The sequence below is a fragment of the Actinospineispora spinosispora DSM 44797 genome (assembly GCF_000429025.1).
GTDB classification, from domain to species: Bacteria; Actinomycetota; Actinomycetes; order Mycobacteriales; family Pseudonocardiaceae; genus Pseudonocardia; species Pseudonocardia spinosispora.
Map to the genome: position 1 here is coordinate 17,353 of NZ_KE386839.1, position 20,882 is coordinate 38,234.

At 70.6% G+C, this 20,882-nt stretch carries 17 protein-coding genes; 9 read left to right on the forward strand and 8 right to left on the reverse strand.

Annotated features, from left to right (window positions below):
• Window positions 1–319: 319 nt before the first annotated feature.
• From G406_RS53220 to G406_RS0142365, 3 genes are all read left to right on the forward strand, one after another.
• The gene (locus G406_RS53220; protein WP_156935461.1) at window positions 320–823 is read left to right on the forward strand and encodes an HNH endonuclease; all 504 of its coding nucleotides are present in this window, start codon (window positions 320–322) and stop codon (window positions 821–823) included.
• A 469-nt stretch (window positions 824–1,292) separates the two neighbouring features.
• Window positions 1,293–2,432 carry a sensor histidine kinase gene (locus tag G406_RS0142360; RefSeq protein WP_028938590.1) on the forward strand — a complete coding sequence of 380 codons (1,140 nt, stop codon included), beginning with the start codon at window positions 1,293–1,295 and terminating at the stop codon, window positions 2,430–2,432.
• Window positions 2,429–3,133 carry a LuxR C-terminal-related transcriptional regulator gene (locus tag G406_RS0142365; protein ID WP_051343427.1) on the forward strand — a complete coding sequence of 235 codons (705 nt, stop codon included), beginning with the start codon at window positions 2,429–2,431 and terminating at the stop codon, window positions 3,131–3,133. Before G406_RS0142360 ends, G406_RS0142365 begins: the two co-directional genes overlap by 4 nt.
• Window positions 3,134–3,186: 53 nt before the next feature.
• Here G406_RS0142365 and G406_RS53225 read toward each other — a convergent pair whose 3' ends face one another.
• On the reverse strand, window positions 3,187–5,610 hold the full coding sequence (locus G406_RS53225; protein WP_051343428.1) for a polysaccharide lyase 8 family protein: 2,424 nt from the start codon (window positions 5,608–5,610) through the stop codon (window positions 3,187–3,189).
• Window positions 5,611–5,718: 108 nt separating this feature from the next.
• Here G406_RS53225 and ctaJ point away from each other — a divergent pair, with 108 nt between their 5' ends.
• On the forward strand, window positions 5,719–5,955 hold the full coding sequence (ctaJ, locus tag G406_RS0142375; protein WP_028938592.1) for an aa3-type cytochrome oxidase subunit CtaJ: 237 nt from the start codon (window positions 5,719–5,721) through the stop codon (window positions 5,953–5,955).
• Complete coding sequence (locus G406_RS0142380; RefSeq protein ID WP_028938593.1) at window positions 5,942–6,433, forward strand: DUF5130 family protein; 492 nt, start codon at window positions 5,942–5,944, stop codon at window positions 6,431–6,433. Before ctaJ ends, G406_RS0142380 begins: the two co-directional genes overlap by 14 nt.
• 154 nt (window positions 6,434–6,587) lie before the next feature.
• Here the strand turns inward: G406_RS0142380 and pepN are convergent, their stop codons facing one another.
• The gene (gene pepN, locus G406_RS0142385) at window positions 6,588–9,143 is read right to left on the reverse strand and encodes an aminopeptidase N (RefSeq protein ID WP_028938594.1); all 2,556 of its coding nucleotides are present in this window, start codon (window positions 9,141–9,143) and stop codon (window positions 6,588–6,590) included.
• Between the two features lie 204 nt (window positions 9,144–9,347).
• Here pepN and G406_RS0142390 point away from each other — a divergent pair, with 204 nt between their 5' ends.
• On the forward strand, window positions 9,348–9,965 hold the full coding sequence (locus G406_RS0142390; protein ID WP_028938595.1) for a mycothiol-dependent nitroreductase Rv2466c family protein: 618 nt from the start codon (window positions 9,348–9,350) through the stop codon (window positions 9,963–9,965).
• A gap of 192 nt (window positions 9,966–10,157) precedes the next feature.
• A complete protein-coding gene (locus G406_RS53230; RefSeq protein WP_245607433.1) occupies window positions 10,158–11,696 on the forward strand; it encodes a serine/threonine-protein kinase in 1,539 nt (512 codons plus the stop codon).
• A gap of 157 nt (window positions 11,697–11,853) precedes the next feature.
• Here G406_RS53230 and G406_RS53235 read toward each other — a convergent pair whose 3' ends face one another.
• From G406_RS53235 to G406_RS0142410, 3 genes are all read right to left on the reverse strand, one after another.
• Entirely contained in the window at window positions 11,854–13,539 is a 1,686-nt protein-coding gene (locus G406_RS53235; RefSeq protein WP_051343430.1) for a S9 family peptidase, read from the reverse strand.
• 218 nt (window positions 13,540–13,757) lie between these two features.
• Window positions 13,758–16,319: a carboxylate--amine ligase/circularly permuted type 2 ATP-grasp protein gene (locus G406_RS0142405; RefSeq protein WP_028938596.1), complete on the reverse strand. Its 2,562-nt coding sequence runs from the start codon at window positions 16,317–16,319 to the stop codon at window positions 13,758–13,760.
• A 77-nt stretch (window positions 16,320–16,396) separates the two neighbouring features.
• The gene (locus G406_RS0142410) at window positions 16,397–17,197 is read right to left on the reverse strand and encodes an MBL fold metallo-hydrolase (RefSeq protein WP_028938597.1); all 801 of its coding nucleotides are present in this window, start codon (window positions 17,195–17,197) and stop codon (window positions 16,397–16,399) included.
• Window positions 17,198–17,233: 36 nt separating this feature from the next.
• Here G406_RS0142410 and G406_RS0142415 point away from each other — a divergent pair, with 36 nt between their 5' ends.
• Window positions 17,234–17,707 (forward strand): ribose-5-phosphate isomerase, encoded by a 474-nt coding sequence (locus G406_RS0142415; RefSeq protein WP_028938598.1) that lies wholly within the window; start codon window positions 17,234–17,236, stop codon window positions 17,705–17,707.
• Window positions 17,708–18,520: an Fpg/Nei family DNA glycosylase gene (locus G406_RS0142420; RefSeq protein ID WP_028938599.1), complete on the forward strand. Its 813-nt coding sequence runs from the start codon at window positions 17,708–17,710 to the stop codon at window positions 18,518–18,520.
• Window positions 18,521–18,533: 13 nt separating this feature from the next.
• Here the strand turns inward: G406_RS0142420 and G406_RS0142425 are convergent, their stop codons facing one another.
• Genes G406_RS0142425 through G406_RS0142435 form a run of 3 tightly spaced genes read right to left on the reverse strand, consistent with a single transcriptional unit; the run spans window position 18,534 to window position 20,772 of the window.
• Window positions 18,534–19,301 (reverse strand): hypothetical protein, encoded by a 768-nt coding sequence (locus G406_RS0142425; protein ID WP_028938600.1) that lies wholly within the window; start codon window positions 19,299–19,301, stop codon window positions 18,534–18,536.
• 53 nt (window positions 19,302–19,354) lie between these two features.
• Window positions 19,355–20,131 (reverse strand): molybdenum cofactor guanylyltransferase, encoded by a 777-nt coding sequence (gene mobA, locus G406_RS55110; protein WP_051343431.1) that lies wholly within the window; start codon window positions 20,129–20,131, stop codon window positions 19,355–19,357.
• A complete protein-coding gene (locus G406_RS0142435; RefSeq protein ID WP_028938601.1) occupies window positions 20,131–20,772 on the reverse strand; it encodes a TetR/AcrR family transcriptional regulator in 642 nt (213 codons plus the stop codon). The genes mobA and G406_RS0142435 overlap by 1 nt, the downstream gene beginning before the upstream one ends.
• Window positions 20,773–20,882: the final 110 nt, after the last annotated feature.

Here is a 20,882-nt window from a genome sequence, read left to right on the forward strand (position 1 = left end):
GCTGTTTGGTGCTGGGTGCAGGAGCTCGACTGTGGGCTTGGGGGCTTGGGTGCAACACGAGGGGTTTCGCAGGTGCTGTTTGGCGCTGGGTGCAGGAGCTCGACTGTGGGCTTGGGGGCTTGGGCGCAACACGAGGAGTTTCACAGATGCCATTTGGCGCCGAATGTGGTCGACTATGGCCGTGGTGGCCTGACGTGGCCACAGCTGGAGGTGGTCGCGTGCCGGAACGACAACCTGGTTGCTGTGGTGCCGCTCTGTTCGCCGGGGCGGCATCTCGGTTCTTAGTGCGCGCCGGCGCCGTCCGCTAAGGGGGGCCACGGTGACTTCCCGAGTGCTCCTGCTCAATGCCACATTTGAGCCGCTCGCGGTCGTCACCGCGAAGCGCGCCGTACTGCTGATGCTCAGTGGCAAGGCCGAGCTGGTCCAGGCGGCGCTGGAAGGTGGCGCCTTCCACTCCGAGAACCTGACGATCACCGCGCCGTCGGTGATGCGGCTGTCGCGCTACGTGCGCGTGCCGTACCGGCCGAGTGTGCCCATGACCCGCGCCGGTGTCCTGCGCCGCGACAGCCGCACGTGTGCCTACTGCGGCAAACGGGCCGACACGATCGACCATGTGGTGCCCCGCAGCCGAGGCGGCGCGCACAGCTGGGAGAACTGTGTGGCGGCGTGCCGGGCCTGCAACTCACGCAAGGCCGACAAGCTGCTGTCCGAGCTCGGCTGGGTGATGCAGGTGATCCCCGGCCCGCCTCGCAGGGGCCAGGGCGGGGTCCTGGTCCTGACGGTCGAACCCCACCCCACCTGGCAGCCCTGGCTCGCCGCCTGAGCTCGTTCTTTTGGGCCTGTTTCGCGCGCGCTGTTTTTCTGTGACCACCCCGGCTCGCGTAAACGCTCGGTGGGGTACTCCCAGAAAAAAAGGCTCCGGGACTCGCCCGGGCGCGCGCTTGTGGGCACCGTGGGAGCCGCCCTGGCAGCTGGGCGATGTGGTCGCTGACATTCACTGCCCGGCCTTCGCCGGAACTCCTTCGGAGACTCGCGGAGCCAACTTGGCCCTTGCCGGGTTGACGCGGCCGGACTAGGGCAGACACTGGTCGGCCAGCGCGGGCACTGGGCTTCTGCCTGCGGAAACGCGCCGAAGAGTTAACCGCCGTGAACAGTATGACCACAATCGACGACCCGTCAGCGGTGTTGTTATAGCGTTGCTATAGTTGCTATAGCACCAAGGCCGTGCGGGTGGCACGTGGTGGAGCGTCATCGCCCGCGCGACCGGTCCTTTCGAGAGTGGGAGCGTCGGTATGGGCACGGTTCAGACCGCGATGTCCGGCGGGGCACAGTGCTCGTGGGCGATCCTGACCGCCGCCGCCGTGTCGATGACAGTCGCGTTCGCCTATCTGGTCGGACGGTTGGGCGACGACCGGCGATGGAGCTGGATCAGTGCGGTCGCGGCGCTCCACGGTGTGCTCATGCTGGCCTGCGAGGTGCCTGCCGTGACCGGTGTCTCCGCACTGATCAGTGGTGTCGTCCTGTTGCGCACCGGATGGTGGAGCTCCGCGCTTCGGTCCGCCGCGGTGGGCGCGATGGTGGTGGGGCTCGCGCACGGTGTCGAGGCATTGTCGACCGGTGCCGGCCACAACGTTCCCGCCTGTGCGTCGCTGGGCGGCGTCCTGCTGGTGCTGTCGGGCGTACTTCAGCGGATGCGAAGCTCGATGAGAGCGGTCGACACGGAGCGCGAAGAACTCGAGCTCGCCCGGCTGACCGCACGACGCACAGCGGAACGCGATCACGAGGTGCGCAACGCCGTCGCCGGTCTGGCCGGAGCCGCGCACGTGCTCGGTGGCAGGCGCGGCGCCGACGACCGCGCCGAGGCCGCTCTGCTGGCCAGCGCGATGACGTCCGAGCTGGCGCGGGTCACGACCCTGCTCGAAGGGACGCTTCGCCACCGTGTTCCGGGTGGGGCACCGCTGGCCTACCGGGTCCGGCCGGTGTTGCGGCGCCAGATCGCCCTGCGGCGATCGGCCGGCATGGACATCAAACTCAAGACCGACCTCGGGCTCGGTGCGTTCGGCCGGCCGGCCGTGCTCACCCAGGTGCTCGCCAACCTGCTGGCCAACTGCGCGACACACGCTCCGGGCAGCCCGGTGCTGATCGAGGCCCGCCGCAAGGGTGACGTCGTGTGCATCAAGGTCTCCGATGACGGCCCGGGAGTTGCGGTACTGCCTGGCCAGGACGTGTTCGGCTCCGGCGTACGCGGCGAAGGCTCAGCGGGGCAGGGACTCGGACTGCACATCAGCCGGCAGCTGATCGAGACCGACGGTGGCGGCATCTCGATCCGGCCCAGATCCGTGTCCCGTCCCGGGTGCACCGTCGAGATTCAACTGTCCGCTTCCAGCCACCAGGAACTGCCCGTCCCGGCTCCCGTGAGGAGAGCATCATGAAGCACTACCTCGGTACCACCCTGGCCGCCCCGAAGGTCGAGCTCTCGGACTACCCCGTGGTCATCGTCGACGACCACCAGCTGTTCAGCACCTCGCTGCGGCTCGCGCTCGGCGGGCGAGGCTTCGCGGCTAGCGAGCTCCCGGTCGCCGAACTGCCCGAGCTGCTCGGCCGCCCGTGCCCGACGACGTCCGGTCTGGTGGTACTCGATCTCGACCTCGGCAGGGACGAACGCGGTGGCCGGATCGGCGGCGCCGACCAGGTGGCGCGACTGCGCGAACAGGGCTGGCTGGTGCTCATCGTGAGCGGCAGCACCGATGAGCTGGAGCTGGCGAAAGCCATCGCGGCCGGAGCGACCGGTTGGCTTCCCAAGTCGGGCTCGTTCGAGGCACTGCTCGACGCGGTCGCCACGGCGGCTCAGGGTTCCCCGCTGATGACCGAGACGGAGCGGAGCCGCTGGGCGGCGACGCACCGGGATCATCAGGAACAGGTCCGTGAGGTGTCGCGCAGGCTGGCGAGGCTCAGCCGCCGCGAACAGGAAGTACTCAAGCTGCTCAGCGAAGGCCAGCGGGCCTCCGCGATCGCGGCGCGGTTCGTCGTGTCCATGCCCACCATCCGGACCCAGATCCGGTCGCTGCTGGCGAAGCTCGAGGTCACCTCACAGCTCGAGGCGGTCGCGCTGGTGCGCGGGAGCAGCCTCTGACCGGGTGTGCCGACAAGCCCGACTCGGTGTGCGCAGAGCCCCGACTCGCGGGTTCACCGGGCGAGCAGGGCGGTGTGGGTGGCGCCCCGGGAGTTCGTGACGTCGACGTCCAGGGTGAGTGCGGCGCCGGTGGAGACCTGGGTGACCCCGGGGTCCGAACCGGACGCCAGACGTCGGCCGGGTGCTCTCAGCGTGATCCGGAGGGTGCGCTGCTGCTGGGTCGGGTCCGACACGGTGAGCGAGTCGCGGCCCGCGATGACAGCGCACGGCCCCGACGTGGTGAGCGGGCCCGCTGTCGCGGCGGCAAAGAACAGAGCCGCGGTGGTGTCCTCGTCGAGCGCGACGGCCTGGACCTCCGGGGTGTTGCTCAGTACTCGCCACCGCGCCCACGCGTCGCGGGCCTGGTCGGGTGACGCACCCGGCAGCACGGCGTACGCGTAGCTCGCATTCACCGGCCGGACGCCGTGGTCCAGCCAGATCTGCTGGTAGCGGCGCGTGTACGGGATATCGGTGCCGTGGGTGTTCGCCCCGGTGTCGACGTCGCGCCAGGTGCCGGTGCGGTCCTCGACCCGCGCCGCGACCGGTGGTGCGCCGGCATGGTCGAGCAGGCTGTATCCCGCGACCCCCTCCAGGTGCAGCCAGCTCTGCCGGCCGGGAAGCATCGACGCTCGGCCCGGTGTCTGGTTCAACGGCTGCCCGCTCACCGTGAGCGCCGCCGTCCCGCCTTCACCCAGATTGCGGCTCTCGAGCGTCGTGCGCACCCGCGCGCCGGACGTGTCGGTGATGCCCGCGCCCAGGCACAGGACGGCGTCCGGGGTGAAGAACCAGGCCTTTCTGGCCGACAGGGTGCCGTCCTGGCTGACGAAGTCCAGCCCGTGTGCTCCGTGACCGTCGTCGAAACGCACACCGCCGGCGAACGTCCGGCCCGTCCCCGGTGGCGGGTTGCCGACCAACGGGGGAGGCGCGCTGTCCTTCTCCGTCGTCCCCGGGACGAGAGTGGCGTCCATCGTGGGCCAGTAGGCGTCGCTGTAGTGACTCTGCTGGCCGGGCAGGAACAGGTAGAGCGCGCCGTCACCGACATACCAGCCGTGCAGGTTCTGGCCGTTGATCGACTCGTACCGGCAGATGCGGGTCGAGCTCAGCCCCAGTGACGCGGACCACCCGGTCTGCCGGTGCACCATCCGGTCCATCTGCGGAAAGACGCGGTGCTCGGCCGGTGCACCCGCTGGTGGTGGCGCATCCGCCAGCAGCTGCTCGGCGTACTCGACGTCGGCGACCCCGACCGGCGCCAGGCCTCCGGAGAACCTGCCGAGGTCGGTCACCGCGAGGTACGGGGCCCAGCTGCCCTCGGTGATCCATCGAGCGGCGAGCCCGGCGAGCCGGGAGCGATGCGGCTCCGGCGCGGAGCGGGCCAGCAGCACCGTGGCGGCGGTCAGCTGGTGGCCGGCGTCGTGCCCGGTCTCGCCCTGACGGGACAGCATCCGCCCACGCACCGGCTCCATGATCGAACCGGCGACCACGAACGGGGCGAACACGTCGGGCACCGCCTGGTAGAACCGTGCCCGCAGCGCGGCGGGCAGCGCGGCCGAGGTGTTCTCGGTGACCGCGATCAGCCCGGCGACGGCGCTGAGCAGGACCAGCCCGTAGTGGCCCGAGTAGGGCACGACGTCGTGTTGGAGGAACGAGCCGTCGGTGCGGAACCCGTCGCCGCTCGTGACCCGCGCCGAGAGGTCGGCCGCGCCACGCCCCACGACATCGGTCACCGCGTCCACGCCCGCCGCGACGCGCGCGGGGTCGCCGATCAACGCACCGGAGACCACGGTGATCAGCGCCTTGTCGGCACGGTTGGCCCCGGTCTCGATCACCCCGTTGCCCACCGTGCGACGGTTCGGGTCGGCGACGAAGCGCAGGACCGGGCGCAGCAGCCGACGGCGATCCTCGACCGGCAGCCGGTCGCCGAGTGCGGCGACGGACTGCAGCAACCAGTACGGCACGCCGATCTCGTAGACGTACCAGTTGCCCAGCTCCTGAGTGTTCTCGTTGTACTGGGTGCGGTAGAGCGTCTCCAGCGCCGTGCGGATGCGCCGTGCCTGGTCCGGACGTCGGGACAGCGCCGATCCGGGTGTCGCCCAGCTGACCGCGATGGTGCGCAGCCGGTAGTACATGAGCGGGAAGTGGGTGCTGCCCGGGCCGCTCGGCAGGTCGGGCCACAGCTGATCGGCTGTGAGGTTCATCGCGGCGTCGTACTCGACGGCGACGGCGTCGAGGGACGCAACCGCGCGATCCCGATCCGGCGACCGCCGATCGAGCCCGATCTGCAACTCGCGGTAGGCCGCCACGATCCGGTCGAAGTCGTCGGCCGTGGCCGGTCCGCTCCTGCCCCCAGCATCTGGCGAACCGCAGGCGACCAGGCCTGATGCCCCGATCACCCCGAGAACCGCACCGAGTCGCAACGTGTCACGCCGGCTGATCAACACCGGCCAGACAGTAGCGGCTCCGTGACGCAACTCATAGGTGTACTTCTGTCCGTGATTTGCCAGGCCGGTGTGCCCGTAAGTGGGTCGCAGCTACTACTGTGCGTGGCTGTGAGCATCCTGCAGACCGTGCTGCTCTATGTCGGCGTGCCGCTGGCGATCTACCTGGTGATCGCCCTGCTGTCGGCCCGTAAGGGGCTGACCCGCAAAACGCGCTACCGGCCTGGTGAGCAGTGGAACTACCCACCGGTGTGGTGGACGGCCAACCCGACCGGCGCCGCCCTCCCCGAGACCGCCGAGCACGTTCAGGTGGGAACCGAACGAGGAGGCGCACATGGCGACTGGTGAGCTCGCGCATTCCCGGCACGACGGTGCCCAGGAGAAAGACCTGCCGCCCGGCTCGGTCGTGACGCCCTCCGGCCGGGTCTCCGGTGCCGCCGACGTCGGCCTGGAACCGGCACCGGGTGGACCGTTCAGTCCCGCGCAGCTGTCCCGGCTGGACGAGGCGCTCACGATCGTCAGCCGGCACACGAAGCTGCGCTTCTCGATCTACCTCGGCGAGCTGGGCAACGACTCGCACGCCGGCGCACAGGCACTGCACGACCAGCTCGGCAAGGCCGCGACCGACTCGGTGCTGATCGCCGTGGACCCCGGGCAGCGCAAGGTCGACATCGTGACCGGGCCCGACGCCCGCGTCCGGCTGCCCGATCGTGGCTGCAAGCTCGCGGTCATGAACATGGTCGCCTCCTTCAAGGAGGGTGACCTGCTCGGCGGGCTGCTCTCCGGTCTGCGCATGCTGTCCGACCAGGCGGGTGGCCCGCAGTAACCGCGTCCTGACCGCACAGCGACCGAGCCGGCCCTGATCCTTCATCGGGCCGGCTTCGTCGTGTCCGGAGCGGCGCGCGGTTCGATCAGCTCAGGCAGGTGAGCCGTGAGTGTTGTGGGCTGCCATGGCAGCCCACAACACTCACGGCTCGTGGTCAGGACTGGTCGAACTCGCGGGCGGTCAGTGCGCGCACCACGCCCGCCTTGCCCTCCGTCACCAGACGGCGCAGCGCCGGCGGGTGCGACTCGTCGGCCAGCCACGCGTCCGCGGCATCGACCGTCGCCTTGTCGACGGCCCAGGACGGGAACAGGCCGAGCACGACAGGCTGTGCCCGCTCGCTGGTGCGGCGCTCCCACACCCCTGCCACCTCGGCGAAGTACCTGTCCACATAAGGCGTCAGCAAGTGCCGCTGACCGGGGTGCGCGAACCCGGAGATGATCGCGTCGCTCACCGCGTTCGGCAGTGAGTCGTCGTGCACCGCGCGCTGCCAGGCCCGTTCCTTCGCCTCGGCGCTCGGCACCAGCGCGCGGCCCCGCTCGGCCTGCCGCTCACCGGCCGAGGTCCGGTCCCGCTCGTGCTCGGCGGCGATTTCCGCCTCGCCCGCCCTGCCGTGCGCCACGAGCGCGAGCAACAGCCGCCACCGCAGATCCGTATCGACCACCAGGCCGGGCAGCGAGTCGGTGCCCGCCAACCAGCCGGCCAGTACGTCGAGCGTCGCTGCGTCCAGTACCCCACTGGTCAGCGCGTTGACCGCAACGAGCTGAGCGTCCGAACCGGCCTCTGCGCCACGAGCGATGTCCAGCAGCGCGGAGGAGAACTGTGGCCAGCCGGTTTCAGCGGCCCAACTCTGCTCGGCGTAGGACGCCAGCGCGGTCTGGGCCTGCAACAGCAGCCGCTGCACGACGGTCGACTCGCTGTCCCGACCGGCACCCCGCGCCACCAGCGCCGTGAAGTCGCGCGCCTTCAGCTCGGCGTCCCTGGTCATCTCCCAGGCCGCCGACCAGCACAGCGTGCGAGGCAGTGGCTCGGTGATGTCGGCGATCCGGTCCACCAGGACGGCCAGCGAGTCGGGGTCGAGCCGTACCGCCCCGTACGTCAGGTCGTCGTCGTTGACCAGCACCAGCTTGCCGCGCGGCACACCGACCAGCTCCGGCACGTCGGTGCGCGCGCCCGTCACGTCGACCTCGGCGCGGTGCGTGCGGACCAGGTTGCCGGTGCCGTCGTCGTCGTACACACCGACCGCGAGCCGGTGGGTCCGCAGCTCACCGGCTCCGGGCCGGGCGCCGCCCTGAAGGACCGCGAACGTGGTGAACGTGCCGTCCGGACCGACCGTGAAGTCGGGGCGCAGCAGGTTCAGACCCGTCGTGCGCAGCCACTGCGCACCCCAGTCCGACAGGTCCCGGCCCGAGGACTTCTCCAGCGCGCCGAGCAGGTCGTCGAACGTCGCGTTGCCCCATTTGTGGGCCTCGAAGTACGCGCGCAGCCCGGCCAGGAACGGTTCGAGGCCGACATAGGCGACCAGCTGCTTGAGCACCGAGGCGCCCTTGGCGTAGGTGATGCCGTCGAAGTTGACCTCGACCGCGGCGAGGTCGGGGATGTCGGCGGCCACCGGGTGCGTCGAGGGCAGCTGGTCCTGCCGGTACGCCCAGGACTTCTCGACGTTGGCGAACGTCACCCAGGAACCGGTGTACTGCGTCGCGGCGGCTTGGCACAGCACCGAGGCCCAGGTCGCGAACGACTCGTTGAGCCACAGGTCGTCCCACCAGCGCATCGTCACCAGGTCGCCGAACCACATGTGTGCCATCTCGTGCAGCACGGTCTCCGCGCGCCGCTCGTACAGGTAGTTCGTCACCCGGGACCGGAAGACGTAGTCCTCCAGGAAGGTCACCGCGCCCGCGTTCTCCATCGCGCCCGCGTTGAACTCCGGCACGAACAGCTGGTCGTACTTGCCGAACGGGTAACGCACCCCGAAGTTCGCGTGGTAGAAGTCGAAACCCTGCTTGGTCTCGGTGAACAGCCGGTCGGCGTCCATGTGCCCGGCCAGCGACGAACGGCAGTAGATGCCCAGCGGGATCCCGTCGTGCTCGTCGTGCCAGTCCGCGTAGGGCCCGGCGATGAGCGCAACCAGATAGGTGCTCATGATCTCGCTCGTGGCGTACCGGTGCACGACGGCGCCGGAGCCGGCCGGTGTGCTCTCCTCGACGCTCGCGTTGGTGATCACCTTCCAGTCCGGCGCGGCGGTCACCGTCAGCTGGTAGCGCGCCTTCAGATCGGGCTGGTCGAAGCAGGTGAACATGCGCTTCGCATCGGCGGTCTCGAACTGCGAGTACAGGTACACGGCGTCGTCCACCGGGTCGACGAATCGGTGCAGGCCCTCACCGGTGTTCATGTAGCGACAGTCGGCCTTGACCGTCAGCTCGTTGTGCTCGGCGAGGTTCGGCAGCGCGATGCCGTCGTCCTCGCGGTAGCCGGAGATGTCCAGCTCGGTGCCGTTGAGTACAGCTGAATGCACTCCCGAGGCGACCAGGTCGATCCAGGTCGACTCGCCGGGTTGCGCACAGTCGAAACGCACCGTCGTTGTGCTGGCGAACGTCGTGGTGCCGGGCTTGCCTGCGCCGTCGGTCAGGTCGAGCTCGACGGTGTAGTCGGCGACGGTCACCAGCGCGGCGCGCTGCTCGGCCGCGGTGCGGGTCAGGTTCGGGGCGGCCACAGGTCTCCTGTCGGGTTGAGCTGAATGGACATGGCGCGGCATCGTGCCACGTCGGCGTGTCGTGCACGCGATCAAACCACGAAGGCCGTGACATGGCAGACGAGTTCTCACCCGTGGGCGAGTTGGGTGGACTCGGAACATTCGGGTGCCGAGGCGTGTTGGCCTGGTTGAGGCCTCATCCGTCCGAGAAGGAGAACTAACGCGATGACCAGCACCGCATCGACCACCGCAAAGGTCGACTTCTGGTTCGACCCGCTGTGCCCGTGGGCCTGGTTGACCTCACGGTGGATCCTGGAGGTCGAGAAGGTCCGCGACATCGACCTGAACTTCCACGTCATGAGCCTGTCCGTGCTCAACTCGGGCCGCGACATCCCGCAGCAGTACAAGGACCTCCTGGACAAGGGCTGGGGACCGGTACGAGTGTGCATCGCGGCCGCCAAGGAACACGGGGACGAGGTGCTCGCGCCGCTGTACACCGCGCTCGGCACCCGCATCCACAACGGCGGCAACAAGGACTTCGACGTCGTCATCAAGGAGGCGCTGGCCGAGCTGAACCTGCCGGCCTCACTGGCCGACGCCGCGCACACCACCGACCACGACGAGGAGCTGAAGGCCAGCCACCACGCGGGCATGGACCCGGTGGGCCTGGACGTGGGCACCCCGACCATCCACGTGGACGGTGTGGCGTTCTTCGGCCCGGTGATCTCCCGCGCCCCGTCGGGCGAGCAGGCGGGCGAGATCTTCGACGCCGCGCGCACCCTGGCGAACTACCCGCACTTCTTCGAGCTCAAGCGGACCCGCACCGAGGACCCCACCTTCTGAGCCACCCGTCGCCTATGGCGTGAAGCAGACGACTGTGCACACCTACGTGTTGCCTCGCACATGTCCGGACATGTGCGAGACAACACCAAGGTGTGCATAGTCGCGATCGTGGGGAGGGCGCTCCCAACGGTTGACGGGTGCGACCTCAGGCGGCTATGAGGTGATCATCGGCTAGGTAATAGGCTATGAAGCGTGACACTGACCGGTGACGCGAGCCCGCTTGTGCTCGCACAGCGCTACCGCGTGGGCGAGCGCATTGGCGCCGGTTCCATGGGTGCGGTTTGGCAGGCTACCGACGAGCTGCTGGGGCGGACCGTCGCGGTGAAGCAGCTGCTCCTGCAGCCAGGGGTGCCGGGTTTCGACGACCGCGGCTACCAGGAGGCCAAGCAGCGCATACTGCGCGAAGGGCGCCTGGCCGCGAGGCTGCAGCACGCGCACACGATCGCGGTGTTCGACGTGGTGCTGCACGAGGACTCTCCATGGCTGGTCATGGAGTACATGCCGTCCCGTACCTTCGGTGCGCTGCTGGACGAGGAAGGCCCGATCGACCCGCGCCGCGCGGCGAGCATCGGCAGCCAGATCGCCGACGGGCTCGCCGCCGCACACGGCGCGGGCATCGTGCACCGGGACATCAAGCCGGGCAACGTGCTGATCGGCCCCGACGGCAACGTCAAGATCACCGACTTCGGCGTGTCCAGGGCAGCCGACGACGTGCAGATCACCCGCACCGGGATGATCGCCGGCACTCCCGCCTTCCTCGCGCCGGAGATCGCCAGGGGCCGTACCCCCACGTCCGCCTCCGACGTGTTCGCACTGGGCTCCACGCTGTACGCGGCGGTCGAGGGCACCCCGCCCTTCGGCCTGGACGAAAACGCCTACGCCCTGCTGTACACAGTGGGGGAGGGCAAGGTGAAGCCGCCGGACAAGGCCGGTGAGCTCACCGAGCCACTGATGCGGATGCTGAGCAAGGACCCGGCGGACCGGCCGTCCGCCGCGACCGTGCGCGACGAGCTGGCCGCCCTCGCGGCGGGCAGGACGATCGGTACCCCGGGCACCATGCCGTCGGGACTTCCGCTCCCGCTCGTGAGCAGGCCGGCGGCCCAGACCGAACCTTCCTCGACGCCGGCCCACTCCGCGACGAAGGTCGACACCTCACCGCTGCCCATCCAGCGTCCGAGGGCTGCGCAGCAGGTCTCCGCCGCTCCGCCGGCCATGCCGTCCGGCGCGGCTGCTGCCCGGCCGGGTCGTCGGCAGCGTCCCTCCACCGTGGGCATCGTCCTGCTGATCGTGGTCCTCGTCATCGCCGGTGGTATCGCTCTGCTGGCGTACGGGATCGGATCGAGCGGGGGCTCGTCGGACGAGGCGTCGTCACGGCCGGGCGTCTCGGTGGCGCCGACCACGCCGGGTGCCGAGGCGGTCACCACCACCGATCCCGCGACGTTCATCAAGGCCTACTACCAGCTCGCGCCGGCCAACCCGACCGAAGCGTGGAAGCTGCTCAGCCCCCAGGCGCAGGCCCAGTCGAAGAGCTTCGCCGACTACCAGAGCTTCTACACCAGTCTCAAGACCGTGACGGTGGTGGAACCGCCGACGGTGACCGGCACCAACGTTCGTGCCAGGCTCCGGTTCGACAAGAAGGATCTTTCCTGGAGCCGGGAGCTGTACGACTTCGTGCTGGCACGCAATCCGGACGGGACGTTCACGATGACGTCCTTCCAGCGGATCGCCTAGTGTCCTGAGTCGCAAGTTCGTGTGCTGAGTCCGGTGATCCAGATGTCGTCTGGCAAGGCGCCGGAGGCAGCTCGTACCGGGGTACTTGCAACGACGGCGCCGCCGCCAGGCGGCATCTGGGCGCCGGAATCAGCGCGCGGACTTCCGACTCGGGACACTAGGCGCCCTCGGCCAGCAGGTGGTCGGTGAGGAAATCGACCACCGTGCGGACGAAGAGCGCGCGGTTCGCCAGACCGTGAATCTCGTGGCCCTCGTCGGGAAACAGCAGCGAGCCGGCCGGGGTGCCGAGCTTGCGCAGAGCGGCCAGCACCTGCTCGGCCTCGGTCAGCGGCACGTTCGTGTCGTGGCGGCCGTGGACGACCAGCAACGGCGCGGTCAGCTGGTCGATCCGGCGCAGTGGCGACAGTTCGCGCAGCAGCTGGCGGTCTGCGTGCGGATCGCCGTACTTGCTGGTCGCCGCGTCGGCGATCCAGGGCTCGGTGTCACGGAAGAACGTCTCCAGGTCGGCCATGCCGCACACGTCGACGCCCGCCCGGAACAGCCGCGGGTAGCGCACCAGCGCGGCCAGGGTCAGGTAGCCGCCGTAGGAGCGTCCACTCACCGCGATCCGGTCGGGCGCGGCCAGGCCGGATGCGCCCAGGAAACGTGCCGCCGCCGCGACGTCGGCGATCGCGGCGAACCGACGTTCGCCGTTGTCCGCGTTGACGAACGATTTCCCGTAGCCGGACGAACCCCGGACGTTGGGTGCGAAGACGCCGATCCCGGCCGCCGCCAACGACTGGCACAACGGCGCGAAGGTGGGCCGTTCCTGCGCCTCGGGCCCGCCGTGCAACCAGATGACCGCCGCGCCGGTCGCGTTCGGCGGCGAGTACCACCAGCCGGACAACTCGAGGCCGTCGTCGGCGGTGAACCTGTGCGGTGCCGGCTCGACCAGGTCCGGACGGGGCTCGGCCGGGAACAGGGGCCTCGGGGTCGTCGTTCGGCCGCGCAGCGGGAAGCGCATCAGGTGCGAAGGCTGGGCCGGACCTTCGGCACGCACCAGCAGCCAGCTGAGGTCACCGGCGAACGACACATTGTTGATCACCGGGCAGGGCGGTCGGAGCGTCCGTCGCGTGCCGGAGACGGTGTCGAACAGCTCCAGCTCGCTGCGGCCCTCGACGTTCCACACCACCGCGAGGGCGCCTCCGCACACCGCGAAGACGTCCAGGTCGGCGTCGGGACGGGACGCCAGCACGGCATGCCGGGCGTAGGCGTCACGACGCAGCCCGGCCCGGCCGAACGGCAACGTCAGCAGCGCCGGCCGGTCCCTCCCGCAGTCGGTGTGCACGTACAGCCGTGACCCGTCCACGCTGAACCGGGCGTCGGCGACGGTGGCGTCGGCTCCCGGGAGCACCGGAGTCGCGCGGCCGGTACCGACGTGCACGAGCATCAGCTCGCGCACACCCCGCCTGCCGACCCTGACGACCGCGAACCGGCCGTCCGGGCTGAACGAGCACACCACCGCGGCGGGCCCGCCGATCAGCCGGGTGCGCCGGCCACTCGTCGGATCGACGAGGAACGCCGTCGGTCCGGCGCCGCTCCGGTCCGCTTCGCTGATCCCCAGCCCGCTCGCGTCCATGAGCCACGAGCCGAGCACGCCGCAGCGATCGGGACCGCCCGCCAGCTCGCGCGGGTCGCTCCCGTCGGGGCGCAGGACGAGCACCCGGGTGTCCTCGCCCCCGTACGGCGCGACCAGACACGCCAGCCAGGCTCCGTCCGGCGACCAGCTGACCTGCCGGACATGGCCTGTCCCGGTGTCCAGCCGGACCGCGCCCACCTCGACGTCCTCGGTCGAGTCCGACATCGGGGCGATCCAGAGCGCGGGAAGCCCGTCGCGGTCCGAGATGTAGGCGAGCAGCCCACCGTCGGGAGACAGGCCGGCGCCGTGGCAGCCGGCGGCGGTCAGCCACCCGGGTCCGGCGCCGAGCCGCTCGGTGACAGTGCCCTCGATCGTCTTCTCCCGCTTCGCCGTCTCCCGCAGTCCTACCTGTCACAACGCGGTGGACCCTCATCTGGTGTGGGTCAGCGCAGGATCCAGGTGTCCTTGGCGCCGCCACCCCTGGACGAGTTGACGATCATGCTGCCGGACGGCGCGACCCTGGTCAGCGCCGCGGGAGCCACTTCGGGGCTCTTACCGTTGAACACGAAGACACGCAGGTCGACCGCGCGCGGCTCGATCCGGTCGCCCGCGTACGTCGGATGGGTGGACAGGCGCACCAGCTCCTGCGCGACCCACCGGTCCGGCTCGGCCCTGATGCGCTCCGACACCTCCGCCAACGTCCGAGGATCGGCGTGCGGACCGATGACGATGCCCGCGCCGCCGTAACCGTCCACCGGCTTCAGCACCAGCTCGTCGACCCTGGCCAGGACCTCGGCGCGCTGTTCCGGGTCCGCGCAGTGATAGGTCGGGACGCTCGCCAGCAGCGGACGCTCGCCCAGGTAGTAGGTGATCATCGCGGGCAGGTAGGCGTACACGGCCTTGTCGTCGCCGATCCCGTTACCGAGCGCGTTGACCACGCTGACCGTGCCGCCCGCGATCGCGGCCTTGATGTCCTCGCCGAGAGGCTGTCCGTCCGCGCCCTTCGCGGCGAGGAGGTTCTTCTCGTCCATCCGCCGATACAGCACATCAAGGCGCTGCGCCGGACGATCCCGTTCACAACGCCAGACGACACCGTCACGGACGACGATCTGCTGAGGTGTCACCAGCGCCGCCGCCATGCTCTCGGCGAGCAGCTGGTGCTCGTAGTAGGCGGAGTCGATCGGCCCCGCGGACAGCAGCGCAACGGTTCCGTCCGGCCCAGCGCACGGGGGCATGGCGTCGAGCAGCATCTTGTGCAGCAGCTCGGGTACGCCCTCGACCGGGACGACACCGGCCGGCGGTTCCAGCTCGGGAAGCACACTGCGAACCAGGCGCCTGCTGGTGATGGCGTACCCGATCCCGGACGGAACCCGCAGGTTGTCCTCGAGCACCAGCCACTTCTCGGCGTGGTCGCGCACCAGGTCGATACCGCTCACCGCGGCCCTGGCCAGCCCCGGCCGGGCGAGCTTGCCGTGCTCGCTCCAGCCGTGCTCGGGAGTCGCCAGTGACGCGGGAAGCACTCCGTCGGCGATCGCCGCCTGCTCGCCGTAGATGTCCGCGAGGAAGGCCTCCAACGCACGCACCCGCTGGGTGAGGCCCGCCTGCAGTGTCGTCCAGTCGTGGGCGGTGACGATGCGCGGGATGAGATCGAGCGGGAACAGCCGGTCCTCGCCGTGGTCGCTGACCCGGAACGTCACCTTCCGTGCACGCTGCTCGGTGTCCCGTTCGACCTCGCGCAGGCCGATGCCGTCCAGACCGATCCGGTCCAGCGCCCGGAACAGCCAGCCGTAGTGCGGCAGCACCCGCCCGCCCAGCGCGACGACCTCGTCGAAACCGGTGGGCTCGTAGCCGCCGAGCACCGAGGGCAACCGGGGTGGCGCGGACGGCGGCGGCGTGCGTGGCTGCGGCTCGCCCAGTGTCTCGGCGAGCAGGGAGTCGACCACGTCCCGGTACTCGCCCCGGCGCCCGAACGACCGGCGCTGACGTGCCGCGGCGCTGCCCCTGGCGAGTGCGGCACCGGCCAGCTCGTGCACCTGTGCCCAGTCACCCGCCTCCTCCAGCGGTTCGCGCAGCGTCATGAGCAGGGTGTCCACCATGGACGACACGGGGACCAGCGCGGGTCCGCCCTCGTGGTTCAGGTCGACGAGGTCGCTCTCCAGGCCGGAGCGGGCAGCGCGCCAGGTGGCCGCGCGCAGCAGCTCGTGCCGGATACCGGGCATCGGCGCGCCCGCCTCGTGCTCGTCGCGGGCCCTGCTGACCAGCGCCCGGAACAGCCCGGCCAGCACCACGACGGTGTCGACCGACGGACAGGCATCGCAGACCCGCAGCTCCACGGTCGGCACGTGCGCCGACGGACGGACGTCGAAATAGACCATCCCGGGGTCGCTGATCGTGCCGGACGCGACCAGCGCCTTGATCAGCGCGTCGTACTCGGCGGCACTCGACATCGGGGCCGGCGGGCCCGCTGTGGGCCAGCGCTGCCAGACCAGCGTGCGCGAGCTGGCGTAGCCGCTGTCCGCGCCCTGCCAGTACGGCGAGCTGGCGGACAGTGCGAGGAACACCGGCAGCCACGGCGCGATGCGTTGCACGACGGAGATCGCCAGGTCGCGGTCCGGCATGTCGACGTGGAACTGGACACCGCAGATGTGCTGCTCGCGCACCAGCATCTGGTATTCGCGCTGCATGTGGGCGTACCGGTCGCCGTGGGACACGTCGTTGTCGGCCGGATTGGTCAGCGGGACCGAGCCGGCCGCCACGATGCCCAGCCCGAGCGGGTCGGCCGCCGACGCGAGCTCGGCGCGCAACCGCACGAGGTCGGTCCGCAGCTCGTCCAACGTGCGGCAGGGCGAGGTGTTGGTCTCCACGAGGGAGCGTTGCAGCTCGGCGGAGAACCCCTCTCCGTCGAGCCTGCCGAGCAGCGCATCGACCTCGGGCGCGGCCTGGCGCGTCGCCAGATCGACGACGTGGAACTCCTCTTCGACCCCGATGCGCGCGACCACACTCATGGGTGAAACCTAAGAGGGTGTTATCTCAGTGGGGTTACTGCCGTGTTACCCGCGTAGTCAAGTGCGGGCCACTGAATTCATCGGACGCGCAGGGCCGTGCGGGTCGTGTCCTCGGGGTACGGGCTCGCCGCCACGGCGGCTTCGACGTCGAGATCGCCGGTGGCCACCGACCGGTACAGCTCGGCGATCGCGGTCAGCTCCCGGTGCTGTTCCGACGCCTCGGCGCGGGACATCGGGTCACCATGGCCGGGCACCAGCGTCGTGACGTCCAGAGCGAGCAATGCCTCGACCGCGGCGGGCCACTCGAGGGGCAGCGCATCCCCGAAGTCCGGTGGCGCGCCGTGCTCGACCAGGTCGCCGGCGAACACGACCCGCGCATCCGGCACGTGGACCGCCAGGTCGTGATCGGTGTGACCGAGGCCGGGATGCAGCAGGGTCACCCGGCGGCCGCCCAGCTCGACGCCGAGCGGCGCGGTCACCTCGGTGTCCGGTGACACGATCTCGGCGGTGCCCAGTGCCTCCGCGACGGCCGGCTCGCCACGGGCCCGGTAGTACTCCGACCACTCCGCGCGTTGCGCCTCGGCCGTGGCGCGCAGCGTGTCACGGCATCCCTGGTACGCGTAGATCGGTGTCGTCGGGCTGACGAACGCCGACGTACCGAAGCAGTGGTCGAAATGAGCGTGGGTGATCGCCACCGCGAGCGGCAGTGACGTCAGCTCCCGCACCGCGGCCGCCAGCTCGGCGCCCTGGACCGCGTCGCCCCGGGTGTCGATCACCAGCGCCCGGTCGGTGCCGCACACGAGCCCCACGGTCAGGTCGAGCTCCTGGTAGCGGCGCGCGAAGACGCCGTCGGCGAGTTCCAGCCACTGACCCGTCACGCTCATGACGGTAGGCGACTGGTTGGATGTGCATCTGTGCGCGTCTATCTCGGATCTGACCATGCCGGTTTCGAGCTGAAGTCACAGCTCATCGAGCACCTGAACGCCACGGGCGTCGAGACGGTGGACGTGGGTGCCACCAGCTACGACCCCGACGACGACTACCCGCCGTTCTGCCTGGAGACCGCTCGCCGGGTCGTGGCCGAACCGGGCAGTCTCGGCATCGTGCTCGGCGGCTCCGGCAACGGCGAGCAGATCGCGGCGAACAAGGTCCCCGGCTGTCGCGCGGCGCTGGCCTGGAGCACCGAGACCGCGACGCTGGCCCGGGAACACAACAACGCCCAGGTCATCGGCGTCGGCGCCCGCATGCACAGCGAGGAAGAGGCCATCGCGATCGTCGAGGCCTTCCTGGCCACCCCGTTCTCCGAGGGCGCCCGGCACGCACGACGGATCGCGCTGCTCGCCGACTACGAGGCGACCGGGAAGATCACCGGTCTGCCGGGGAACTAGATGCCGGAAGGTCACACCCTGCACCGGCTGGCCCGGCTGCACCAGCGCCGATTCGGCAAGGCGCCGGTCGAGGTGTCGAGCCCGCAGGGCCGGTTCGCGGCGTCCGCCGGTCTGCTGGACGGCCGCGTGCTGACCCGCGCGGAGGCACACGGCAAGCACCTGTTCCACCGCTACGGGCCGGACCTGGTGGTGCACGTGCACCTCGGGCTGTACGGCACGTTCACCGAGACCCCGGTGCCCGCCGAGGAGCCGAGAGGACTCGTGCGCATGCGTCTGGTCGGCGCGACGCACGTGGCGGACCTGCGCGGGCCGACGGCGTGTGAGCTGCTGACCGACGAGGAGGTCGCGTCCGTTCGTGCCCGGCTGGGCCAGGACCCGTTGCGCCGCGACGCCGACCCGGACCGGGCCTGGGACCGCATCTCCCGGTCCCGCACCTCGCTGGCCGCTCAGCTGATGGACCAGAAGATCATCGCCGGGGTCGGCAACGTGTACCGCGCCGAGCTGCTGTTCCGGCACCGTCTCGACCCGATGCTGCCCGGCCGCGCGTTGGACCGCGAGCTGTGGGACGACATGTGGACCGACCTGACCGCGTTGATGCGCGACGGCGTCCGCAAGGGCCGCATCGACACGGTGCGACCCGAACACGAGCCCAAGGCCACCGGCAGGGCACCGAGGGTCGACCGGCACGGCGGCGAGGTGTACGTCTACCGGCGTGCCGGGCAGCCCTGCCTGGTGTGCGACACCGAGGTACGCCGCGCGGACCTGGCCGGCCGCAACCTGTACTGGTGCCCCACCTGTCAGCCCGCCGCCTGAGCCGGCCGGCGGGTCAGAAGAAGCCGCCGCCGTTGTCACCGCCGGTCCAGTCGCCTCCGGCGTCACCGAAACCGCCGAAGTCGCCGAACCCGCCGACGTCACCGACCTGGTCGGCTCCGAACGCGTCCGCCGCCCCGAGTGCCTGGGCGTCCTGGAAGCCGTCCGCGTACGCGGCGCCGTCCATGCCGCTGAACAGCGCGTCGAACAGCACGAACGAGCCGACACCCCACGCGCCGGCTACCAGCGCCGTCTTCCACCACGGCTCGGAGTACCAGCCCGCCGGCACCTGCCGGCCGGCCACCGTGCCGCCCGGGTAATAGTGCGAGTTGCCGACCGACGGGCTGGGGGACGCGCTGTAGCGGTGCCCCTCGACCTCGACGTCCCGAGCCTCGGTGACCGAGCCTGCCCGCCGCTGACCGGGCAGCGGAGGCAGCTCTGGCCCGGGGTCCAGTCCCATCGCGGTGCGGGCCGCGCGAACGTAGTAGAGCCCCTCGTACGCGGTCTCGGTCACCTGGCGGCACTGGACGACCGTGCGCGCCTGGTCCAGCTGGGAACCGGCGGCGGTGTAGCGCTCGGACGCATCGGCCATGGCCTGCCGCGATGCGTCGTCGGTGCCCTGCAGGTTGAGTACCGACCCGCCCAGTCGCTCGACCCAGCGTCTCGCCTCGGACCGTGCGTCCTCGAGATCACGGGTCCGGGTCTCGGCGCGTTGCCGGGACAGGAACACCCCGCCGGCGACCAGCGCGACCACCAGAAGCAGAACCACGAGTGTGCCACCCACGACGGCCACCTCCTGCCCTGTCGAACGGCTGAGGCCCCGGCCCGGTTCCCGCGCTAGTCCAGCTCGACGCGGTCTCCGCTCACCAGCGGGCGTTCGCCCTCGCGAGGGACCGGGGCGGGAGCGCCGACGGCGGTCGCGGCCTCGGCCAGGGTCGCCGCCTCGACTCGATGGGCGCGGCCGAGATGAAGCACGGTCACCACCGGCCCCGGGCGGGCTCTCGCCGCACGGTAGTCGTCGGGGGAGTTGACGTTCACCACGGAGTCCAGACCCGGATCCAGCTCCGCGAGGTCGCTTCCGGCGAGCAGCGCCGCGCCGTCCAGCTCGCGGACCCTGCAGCGGTCGAACAGCGCCCGCAGCCGCCACTGCTGGGCCGACGCCATGTCGGTCAGCACGCCGGCGAGGCTCGTCCGATACGCCGCGGCCAGCGGCTGCGGGAAACCCCCGAGATGCGGGAGCGCCACCTCGTGGTCGTCGTCGAGCAGACCGAGCAGCCTCCGGACGTAGGCGGGGTGCAGGAACGGAAGGTCGGTCGCACAGACGAAGGCGGTCGTGGCACCCGCCGCCGACGCCGCGGTGAGCCCGGTGGCCAGCCCGAGCACCGGGCCGCGCCCGGGCTCCGGATCGTCGACCACGGTCACGGCATGGTCGAGCCGGGGCAACGGCTGACCGGCGGCGCGAACCACGACGACCGGCCCCGAGACGCTCCTGGCCAGCACATCCGTGGTCCGCCGCAGCAGCGTCGAGCCGTGCCATTCCAGGTCGGCCTTCGGCGTGCCCATGCGTGAGGACCGGCCGCCGACCAGGACGACACCCGCCGCCGTCGCGTTCACTACAACCCCAGTTCGATGATCTCCAGCAACCGCTCCGCAGTGTCGGGAGCGATCGACGGGTCCAGCTCACGAAGTGGTCCGTCGAGCAGCAGAATGGCCAGGCCGTGCACCGCCGACCAGGCGATGAACTCAGCGCCCTTCCGGCGAGCCGGGCTCAGCGAACCCGCCGCGACCAGCTCGTCGAGCAGCGCGTTGAGCAGGCTGAACGCGGTGTGCTCCGCGCCCTCGGTCGGCGGGTCGAGTGAGCGTCGCAGCTCCTGCGGCACCGAGTACGCGGTGCGGAACAGGCCGGACTCCTCGACGGCGAAGCTCAGGTAGGCGTACCCCGCCGCGCGCATCCGCGCCCGCACCGTGGCCACCGGGTCCGCCAAGGTGGGCAGATCGATCAGGGAGCGCCGCATGGCGCCGGCGAGCTCCGACTGCGCGTGGGTGCAGACCGCGGCGAGGAGCGCCTGACGGTCGGCGAAATGGCGGTACGCCGCGTTCGGCGCGACGCCGACCCTGCGCGTCGCCTCGCGGAGCACGACCGCATCGGGCCCGCCGTCACGCGCGAGCTCCACACCCGCCTCGACCAGCGCCCTACGTAGGTCGCCGTGCCGGTACGTGGCGCGTGCCGCGGGGGTGGTCCGAGCGTCGGTCATCCGGTCCTTCCAGTGGTGTCCGCAACTGGCGGACAGCGCTTGGGTGCTGTACGCGGGTCATGCCATTGTGAACACCGTACACAAGCATTCGAGCCCAAGTGTCGCGCCGC

Excerpts from the sequence above, each read along its gene's own strand:
- G406_RS0142360 (WP_028938590.1), top strand. The coding sequence starts at position 1,293 with ATGGGCACGGTTCAGACCGCGATGTCCGGCGGGGCACAGTGCTCGTGG.
- G406_RS0142380 (WP_028938593.1), top strand. The coding sequence starts at position 5,942 with ATGGCGACTGGTGAGCTCGCGCATTCCCGGCACGACGGTGCCCAGGAG.
- G406_RS0142365 (WP_051343427.1), top strand. The coding sequence starts at position 2,429 with ATGAAGCACTACCTCGGTACCACCCTGGCCGCCCCGAAGGTCGAGCTC.
- G406_RS0142435 (WP_028938601.1), bottom strand. The coding sequence starts at position 20,772 with ATGACCGACGCTCGGACCACCCCCGCGGCACGCGCCACGTACCGGCAC.
- G406_RS53235 (WP_051343430.1), bottom strand. The coding sequence starts at position 13,539 with ATGTCGGACTCGACCGAGGACGTCGAGGTGGGCGCGGTCCGGCTGGAC.
- G406_RS0142405 (WP_028938596.1), bottom strand. The coding sequence starts at position 16,319 with ATGAGTGTGGTCGCGCGCATCGGGGTCGAAGAGGAGTTCCACGTCGTC.
- G406_RS0142390 (WP_028938595.1), top strand. The coding sequence starts at position 9,348 with ATGACCAGCACCGCATCGACCACCGCAAAGGTCGACTTCTGGTTCGAC.
- G406_RS0142420 (WP_028938599.1), top strand. The coding sequence starts at position 17,708 with ATGCCGGAAGGTCACACCCTGCACCGGCTGGCCCGGCTGCACCAGCGC.